This window comes from Bacteroides sp. RTP31139st1_H2_RTP31139_211217 (genome assembly GCF_040227615.1).
Taxonomy (GTDB): Bacteria; Bacteroidota; Bacteroidia; order Bacteroidales; family Bacteroidaceae; genus Bacteroides; species Bacteroides uniformis.
This window is the reverse complement of record NZ_JBCNZM010000132.1, coordinates 5,855-13,418: the sequence shown is the minus strand read 5'-3', so window position 1 is coordinate 13,418 and position 7,564 is coordinate 5,855. Positions and strand designations below refer to the sequence as shown.

Here is a 7,564-nt window from a genome sequence, read left to right as displayed (position 1 = left end):
GCTCATCGCCATCTTCCTCTTGCTCGATATTTGTTGAAATTTCACCAGATTTCCGTTTCAGCTTGTATGAAAATCCAATGCTATCCAAATCAAATAGTTCTTCTGGTAAATCTGCAATATCTGCTTCTATTTGGATAGGAGCCTCAATGTCTCCATTATAAAAGTCCCAATCAGAAAAAGAGTAATTCCATAATGGACTCAATAAGGCTTCAATAGCTTTTAACAAGGATGATTTGCCAGAATCACCCCTACCTATTAGAACAATGAATCTTTCTTCAAAGTGTGCTGTAAAATCTTTGAAGCAACGATAATTTTTAATTCTGAGATTTTAATGCGAGACATTGCTATTAAATCTATATGTTTATTGGAAAGTACAATTAAAACTCCAAATACTTATTCACAAGGAACTTTCGTATATCCACAAAAGAAATGGTCTCTTCTATGTGTTCGTCCAATCCGGTATTTACCACATAGATGAAAGATTCCTTGCGATAGAAGTTATTACCCTCATTGAGAGAGGCTTCTATCGTCTGAGATTTTGCCATGAGACAAGTCAACTGATAGTCTCTATCCACTACCTGTGTGTTGCCTTTTGGGTGCGCTTTTTGCCTGTGTTGGCTACTTGTCAACAATATCAAATTCTCGTAATATGAGGCAATCATCGGGAACTGTGATTTAGGGAATATATGGTGAACTTCTGTTGCAATACCTGTAGCCAATTCATCATGAACTTCACTTGTGTCTCCTTGCTGACGCTTGACATTCTTAATCGCTTTATTAACCTGATAATCTATGTAGAAATTTATATTTATATCGTCAGTTTCATGTGCCTTAGCTTCATTTCGTGTTTGGATTTTCTCTTTCCCGGTATATTCATCACGCCAATTCACTTTGTTATACATCAAGTCTCCCCAGTCTTGCAGCTTGCAATTGCTTCCAGGCATCATTTCTGAATATGCAAACACATTCAGTACTTTGTGAAGCATTCTGGTAGTGTCAAGTTTTGACTTCGTAGGAGTGTTTGCACTAATGAAACGATGATACTTGTCATACAAAGTGTTCTTAGCCGCTCTGATTTCACCTTTTGTGGCATTAGTGCAACTCTCTTTGTATTCTCTGAAGAAACGTTCAATACCGCTTGCTGAAACGACTTTACGAAAGAACACTTGTAGAAAGTTGAATGCATTCCTTTCACGAGAAGCAATGTACTCCAACATTTCCATATTATTTACACAGAATACCAAATGACGTTGTGAATCGTCAAGTTCAAGTACGTGGGCATAAGCCAAAAGTTTCAATGGTTGAGCCAGAACCTTGTCATATTCATTATGGGCAGACTCGTTGTCTGCATACGGCTTATGAAACACAATTCTTGTATTTTCAATAAAGAATTGTGTCTTCCACAAATCGCTTACAGTGAATGCCTTTGTTGTACAGTCGGTGCTCAGAATGCAGTCTGCAATGAAGCAAACTACATCTGGGGTACACTTTTGGTCAACGAATCGACAGTTCTTGTTCTGTCTTATATCATAGTCGTTGTATTTGTCAAGATGCTCTTGTATATCTTCTATTCTCATATGTTATGCTGTTTTAATGTTCCAAAAAAGAAAACAGAATTGTTATCTATATTCAAAGAACGAGTTCCACGATTTCTTGCAACAGAATAGAAATTTGAGAATTCGTCTGTTGCGTAAAATGCCAAATCGTCTTCCGTAATGTTTACAGACGGGTCTATTGTCGTAAGTATTGCTACTGAACCATCAGCGATACAATTACTTGGCATAAAGCAAGCTCTTGGATTGTAAGTCAAATTCGGTAGTAGAATGCACTCTTGATTCATATATTTTGCGACATCAAGTCCGTCCAAATCATCAATATAACTGTCATAGTCTGCAATGTTAATGATTTTATTATTCCCGATATTGCGTGATTTCAGAACCCGAATGCGTCCGCTTGCTTTTGTACGAGCTTTTGTTATAACTCGGTCTCTGTATGCCTTAAATACATTAAAGTTAATCTTGTCGGCTACTTTATCGAAAGACGAATTTCTATAAATGAGCCAATATGGGAACTTGTCATCAGTAATGTAGTCTTGTGGCCTACATCTAACATCTTCCGTTATATAGGACTCTATGGTCGTCATGTCTGGAGCTTTTCGAGTGTCAAGGACAAAACTTATGGTTTCTATTTTAACACCCTTAAAACCTTTCTCGCCAAAGTCAATAATATTGGCAATATGCTTTTCTCTCATTATTGATCTAGTCAAATTGAACTCTGGCGCATTTATTAGGCTCTTTGGTACTATCAGAGACACAACATTTCCAACACTCATCATTTTTTCTATGAAGAATGCAAAGATATTGTTTGTGTCTTTGTTCTGAGCCTGTTCCTTATACAAAGCAAGAAGTTTCTTGTCTTTTGTTATTTTCATATATGGTGGATTCCCTATCACAATATCATATTTTTTACTAAAATTATATAGAAGAGAATCTGCCACTATATAGTTGATGTGTATATTTTGTGGCATATTGATTTTGTCAACAAGAGCTTGTAGTATAGCTATGCTGTTTTTGTCAATATCCACAACATCAATGTTTACAACTGGTACATCTGCATACTTTTGTATCAAAGTTGGGAGAAAGTTCCCCACACCTACTGATGGCTCCAAAATATCAAGAGTAGTATACTCTTTTGCTTCTGGAAGTTTGCTTATAATAGTGAAGCAGGTATCTTGCCTTGTATAGTACGCAGCATTATTTTCTCTTTGAGCATTTGCCAATTCTGCTATTTTGGATAACTCAGCGAACTTGTATGAATTGTTAGTTCTGATAAACCTTAGCAAGTTGTCAATGTCTGTAAGTTTTCTTCGCTCGATTATGCCTTTCGCATCTTGTTCAGTCAATGTCGGCTTGCACAAGACTCTACGTATCTTATTGGCTATCTGTCTGAAAATGATGGTTGGCACAGCTTCGCCCAAAGTTTGGCGAATATTCATTTCCTCTTTTTTAAGGAATGCTTCTTTTTCTTTAGGTGTTAAAGCATTGAGTTTCTCAAATGGAATGTCAGACCAATTGAACGACTCTGGCACAGACATCATAAGCATAACTTCTCTAATACTAAACACCCTATTATCTACAGGATGAACAGTATTTTGACTTGCCATGATATCATTCCGCGTATGTATGCATGGGGCAACCTTATCCCAATATTGGCGAGTGTACTTGTCGCCATTCTTTTGGGCGTTATATACAACAACTCCATTTTTAACCGTATGCGGAATGCGATTAATGTCTGTATTGTCAAACGCTGATTGTCCCTCTTTAATATCAGAAATCCATGCTTCCATTTTCGGATTGTATTTTCTGAAATTATGATATATGTCATTCTCAGAAATTTCTCCCATTTTCTTCAAAGATGGAAGATGCCCAATCACTTCTCTAAGTGTTCTCTCTGGTTGCTTGTCAGGGAAAACATCACATGGAGTTATCTCCTTAATGTCCTTTCTTACTCCAATTACAAGTGTACGAGTACGGCTTGATGGATTTCCGTAATCCTTAAAGTTTACAACTTTATACAGGATATTGTATAATCCACCAAGGTTCATTTCTATCGCTTCTTTTATGCTTTTTGCATTGCCATCAACATCAGTGCATACAGATGTCAAAAATGCTCGTACATTCTCAAAGATAAAGAATTTTGGCTTTATCTGATGAACCATTTTTATAGACTCGACAACTAAGGAATTTCTTATTATCTCATCTTTCTTTTTCTTATGATTAGCAACAGACATACCTTGACATGGAGGAGTGGCAATAAGTACATCTAAATCAGTAACATGAAAGCCCTTTTCCCACATTTCCAATTCTGCAAATACCTTATCCTTTGTCTCCTGTGTCGTCATATCTCCACAAATATACCCACTCTTGTAGACACATTTGTTGTTATAGGATTGTATTTTAAGACGCTTTTCAAGTAATTCTACAGTTGCAACACAGTAAAAGCCCTCTTCCTTAAAGCCATAACATCCCACGCCAGCACTGCTAAATAAGCTGACGTATGTATGTAGACCATATGAAGAACGACTTTCGGCAACAATAGCCTCTTCTATTTCTTCAGGGAGTTTATATGCTTTTGAATTTTTCATTTTGTTCTTTGTATTCTAAATTTTCTACAGCTAAGGAGAGGGCATTACGAGCAATTTGCCCATTGTCGGAAACAAGATCCGTAACTTTGTCTGCCAACCATAGAGCCAACAACTCTTTCTTGTCAATCTCAAAGACGGAGGCCAATAGTTCAACTTGTTCTTTTCGAGCTTTTCGTTCGCCTTTTTCTATTTTGCAATAGGTTGCCGTGTCTATATCTAATGCAGCCGCCAACTTTCTTTGTGGTAGTTGACTATGCAACCGTAAATCTTTAATTTTTTCTGTAAACAACATAATTCTGAATATTGTCTTGACAATTTATGGCAAAGATACGACTTTTATTCGAAAGAAAAGAATTTTTAATTCAATATTAGCAAGTGTACCCCATTATATAGAAAAAATAGTCTCAGGTGATGTGTTATTAAGTCGTAATTGATTGTGTGCTTCACAAATATTGAAGTGGTATTCACTTCTAATATTGTATTGATATTCCTAATGAAACAATATGTATTCTATGTCTACAAGTATGTCATATTTGTACCATATACTATGTAATACATTGATATTCAATATGGTTTATTTTCGAGGAAGTCAAATGAGGCATGTAAGTAAAGACATACTAAAACACTATAAAATAGCGTGTAGCTCAATGAGTTACACGCTATTTGCTTTTTATAGGCTCATGTTTTCTATGTGCTTATTATGCCCTTTTTTACGGCTTTTTTGCTACATATCGTTACACAAGACAAAATGGTAGATAAGGTTGAACATAAACATACTTATTCATCTAAAAAAGACTCAGTAAAACTTAAAAGTAGAAAACATGCCAGCATTAGGAATTGAAATTAAAAGAAAGTGCCCAATTTGCGGCAAAGTGTTTATTATCAAGACTCTTGATAGTATATACTGCTCAACAAAGTGTAGCAAGGTAGCATATAAGAGAAAGAAGGATGCAGAGAAAAAGGAAGCCTTATTTGTTGCATATGCTCAGAATGTGCCTGATATCCGTGAGTATCTAACAGCCAAACAAGTCGTTGCATTATATGGTATTGAGCGAAGTACATTGTATCGACTTGCAAGATTAGGAAAAATCCCTAGTATTAATTTAGGAGAGCGTCTAACTAGATTCAAACGCTCTGAACTTGACTTGCTTTTCCATTACAGAAGAGATTTGAAAAACGCCCCAGTGGTCAAAGGAAAAAAACTATATAGCCTAGAACCCGAAGACTGTTACACTATTGGAGAAATCTGTGAAAAGTACCAATTGGATGATAGCTCCGTATGGGCAAACGTCAGAAAATATTCTATTCCCTCCCGTCAAATCGGTAACTATGTTTATGTTCCCAAAGAAGAAATTGATAACTTATATAAATCTGTAGAATAATGAGAAAACCTTTATTACATACAAAAGTCACGGTTAAACTCCGTAAATCAGAATATGGTGAAGAAAAATGGTATCTCGTAGTTGAGTCATACCCAGTACGTAAACCAGGTAGTAATAAGCCTGGACGAATCATTGAGGCAGTAAACCGTACCATCACAACTCCCCTATGGGATTACTCATCGGTAACCAAAGTTGATGTGAATGGTAATTTCTGTTATAAGCCCAAACGTGATGCCAACGGAGTAATCCAATGTAGTTCACAATTGGACAAGGAATCATGTATCTATGCTGATAAGGTCAGAGCTATGCGACAACAGGAATATGATACAGCTGTGATCTATTCAGACCGAGAAGAAGAAATCATTGCTCAAAACGAACGTTCAGAGCAGGATTTCATTGAATACTTCAAGAATATCATCTATAAATGTCATCCCAATAGTTCCAATTCCATTATAGTCAATTGGACACGTGTTGGCGAATTGCTCAGTATATACTCAAAAGGCAAACCTATTCCATTTAAAAAGATAAACGTTAGTCTCCTTGAAGATTTAAAGTTATTCATGCTTCGTGCCCCAAGAGGTGGTGGTAAATCAGGTACGTTATCTCAGAATTCAGCTGCCACATATTTCTCTATTGTAAAAGCTGGCTTACATCGTGCTTTCATAGATGAATATCTTACCGTAGATATAGCAGCTAAAATCAAAGGTATTCCAGATCAGAAAGTAAAGCGAGAAACCTTGACTTTGGAGGAAGCAGAGAGACTTGCTATGACTCCATGCGAAAATGAAGTTCTGAAACGCGCTTTCTTCTTTGCCCTTTTGACTGGCATACGTTTATGTGATATTCAAGACATGAAATGGAATGAAATAATCCAGACGGATAATGGATGGAGAGTTGACTTTACCCAACGTAAGACAAAAGTCGTGGATTATCTTCCTATTTCAGACCAAGCTTATGCTCTTTGTGGTGAACGAAAAGAACCTGAACGACGAGTATTTGAAGGGTTGACTGGTTCTTCATGGATATCTCGACCATTGAAAAAGTGGATGGCCGACGCAGGTATAACAAAGAATATTACATTCCATTGTTCACGTCATACGTTTGCAACGTTACAGTTGGAGCATGGAACCGATATCTATACAGTAAAAGACATGTTAGGCCATACTAATGTTAGAACTACTCAGATTTATGGTCATATTGTAGATCCAAGCAAGCGTAAAGCGGCAGAAGTTATCTATATCGATGGATTGAATAGTCTAAGTATTACGGACAAATCATAGTATAAAAAGAATCTTTTCTGTTATCTCACACCCTCGGAATCTTTATTGACTTCGAGGGTGTTTTGTTGTTGTATTCATCGAATTATAGTATGTTTATTGCTATTTTATCATACTATTCTTTTAAACAATGTTAAATGTTATTTTACTGAAAATAAGGCATTTTCTGCATTGTCTGCCACATCATTGTACAGATAATAAAAGTAAATTTTGCCACTTCTAACAACAGATTTCTGCCAAATTCCTTCCATGTTTGCTGCTCACATCGTTTCCACTTATTCTGCCAGATAATTTGCCACTTTTTACCACTCCTAAAATATTTGGGATGAATAGATTGTTTATAACCCCAATTTTGAAATCTGCCACATTTTTTGCCACTTTGGGCATCAGGTTTTGTACACTTGTATTTTCTTGTATTCTGCCACATAACTTCCACTTCTTTTGCCACTTCTTACAGAGAGTTACCGTCACACAAATTGCCAAATAAAGTACTGTTTTACAATATTTTGCGATTTTGAGATGTCAAAAATAATGCGCTAACTTTGCATCAGCAATCCGATAAAAAATGCGGAATATTCAAACTTAAAACGATATAAAAATGACTGATTACAAAGTGAATTCTTTGGAGGAGATGCCCAAGGCTATCTCTTACCTGATTGGCAAAGTTGAGAACTTGCAACAAACGGTAAACATTCTTCGCTCAAAGCAGAAGGAAAGTGAATCACCACAATGGATGAATGTAGATGAACTTTGTGCTTATC

Annotated in this window: 7 protein-coding genes and 1 pseudogene; 3 read left to right on the top strand and 5 right to left on the bottom strand. The window is 36.3% G+C overall.

Features of this window, described 5'->3' with window-relative positions; all coding sequences use genetic code 11:
- The 4 genes from ABUA47_RS18065 to ABUA47_RS18050 form a co-directional block, all read right to left on the bottom strand.
- Positions 1 to 265, bottom strand: a 265-nt coding sequence (locus ABUA47_RS18065) for an AAA family ATPase (protein ID WP_349831853.1), incomplete at its 3' end; no start/stop codon positions are given.
- Positions 266 to 377: 112 nt separating this feature from the next.
- Positions 378 to 1,577: a hypothetical protein gene (locus ABUA47_RS18060; RefSeq protein ID WP_349824568.1), complete on the bottom strand. Its 1,200-nt coding sequence runs from the start codon at positions 1,575 to 1,577 to the stop codon at positions 378 to 380.
- On the bottom strand, positions 1,574 to 4,144 hold the full coding sequence (locus tag ABUA47_RS18055; RefSeq protein ID WP_349824569.1) for a DNA cytosine methyltransferase: 2,571 nt from the start codon (positions 4,142 to 4,144) through the stop codon (positions 1,574 to 1,576). The genes ABUA47_RS18060 and ABUA47_RS18055 overlap by 4 nt, the downstream gene beginning before the upstream one ends.
- Positions 4,122 to 4,436, bottom strand: coding sequence for a helix-turn-helix domain-containing protein (locus tag ABUA47_RS18050; RefSeq protein ID WP_302349611.1), 315 nt, complete (start codon positions 4,434 to 4,436; stop codon positions 4,122 to 4,124). The genes ABUA47_RS18055 and ABUA47_RS18050 overlap by 23 nt, the downstream gene beginning before the upstream one ends.
- Positions 4,437 to 4,965: 529 nt before the next feature.
- Between ABUA47_RS18050 and ABUA47_RS18045 the strand changes: the two genes are divergently transcribed.
- Positions 4,966 to 5,526: a helix-turn-helix domain-containing protein gene (locus ABUA47_RS18045; RefSeq protein ID WP_349824570.1), complete on the top strand. Its 561-nt coding sequence runs from the start codon at positions 4,966 to 4,968 to the stop codon at positions 5,524 to 5,526.
- Positions 5,526 to 6,806: a site-specific integrase gene (locus ABUA47_RS18040; protein WP_178286279.1), complete on the top strand. Its 1,281-nt coding sequence runs from the start codon at positions 5,526 to 5,528 to the stop codon at positions 6,804 to 6,806. Before ABUA47_RS18045 ends, ABUA47_RS18040 begins: the two co-directional genes overlap by 1 nt.
- 142 nt (positions 6,807 to 6,948) lie before the next feature.
- Here the strand turns inward: ABUA47_RS18040 and ABUA47_RS18035 are convergent, their stop codons facing one another.
- The gene (locus tag ABUA47_RS18035; protein ID WP_178286281.1) at positions 6,949 to 7,251 is read right to left on the bottom strand and encodes a hypothetical protein; all 303 of its coding nucleotides are present in this window, start codon (positions 7,249 to 7,251) and stop codon (positions 6,949 to 6,951) included.
- 150 nt (positions 7,252 to 7,401) lie between these two features.
- On the opposite strand from ABUA47_RS18035, the pseudogene ABUA47_RS24995 reads away from it, so the two are divergent.
- A pseudogene (locus ABUA47_RS24995) lies at positions 7,402 to 7,564 on the top strand (DNA-binding protein); the annotation flags it as partial.

Coding starts and splice junctions, on each gene's coding strand:
- ABUA47_RS18060 (WP_349824568.1), bottom strand. CDS start 1,577: ATGAGAATAGAAGATATACAAGAGCATCTTGACAAATACAACGACTAT.
- ABUA47_RS18055 (WP_349824569.1), bottom strand. CDS start 4,144: ATGAAAAATTCAAAAGCATATAAACTCCCTGAAGAAATAGAAGAGGCT.
- ABUA47_RS18050 (WP_302349611.1), bottom strand. CDS start 4,436: ATGTTGTTTACAGAAAAAATTAAAGATTTACGGTTGCATAGTCAACTA.
- ABUA47_RS18045 (WP_349824570.1), top strand. CDS start 4,966: ATGCCAGCATTAGGAATTGAAATTAAAAGAAAGTGCCCAATTTGCGGC.
- ABUA47_RS18040 (WP_178286279.1), top strand. CDS start 5,526: ATGAGAAAACCTTTATTACATACAAAAGTCACGGTTAAACTCCGTAAA.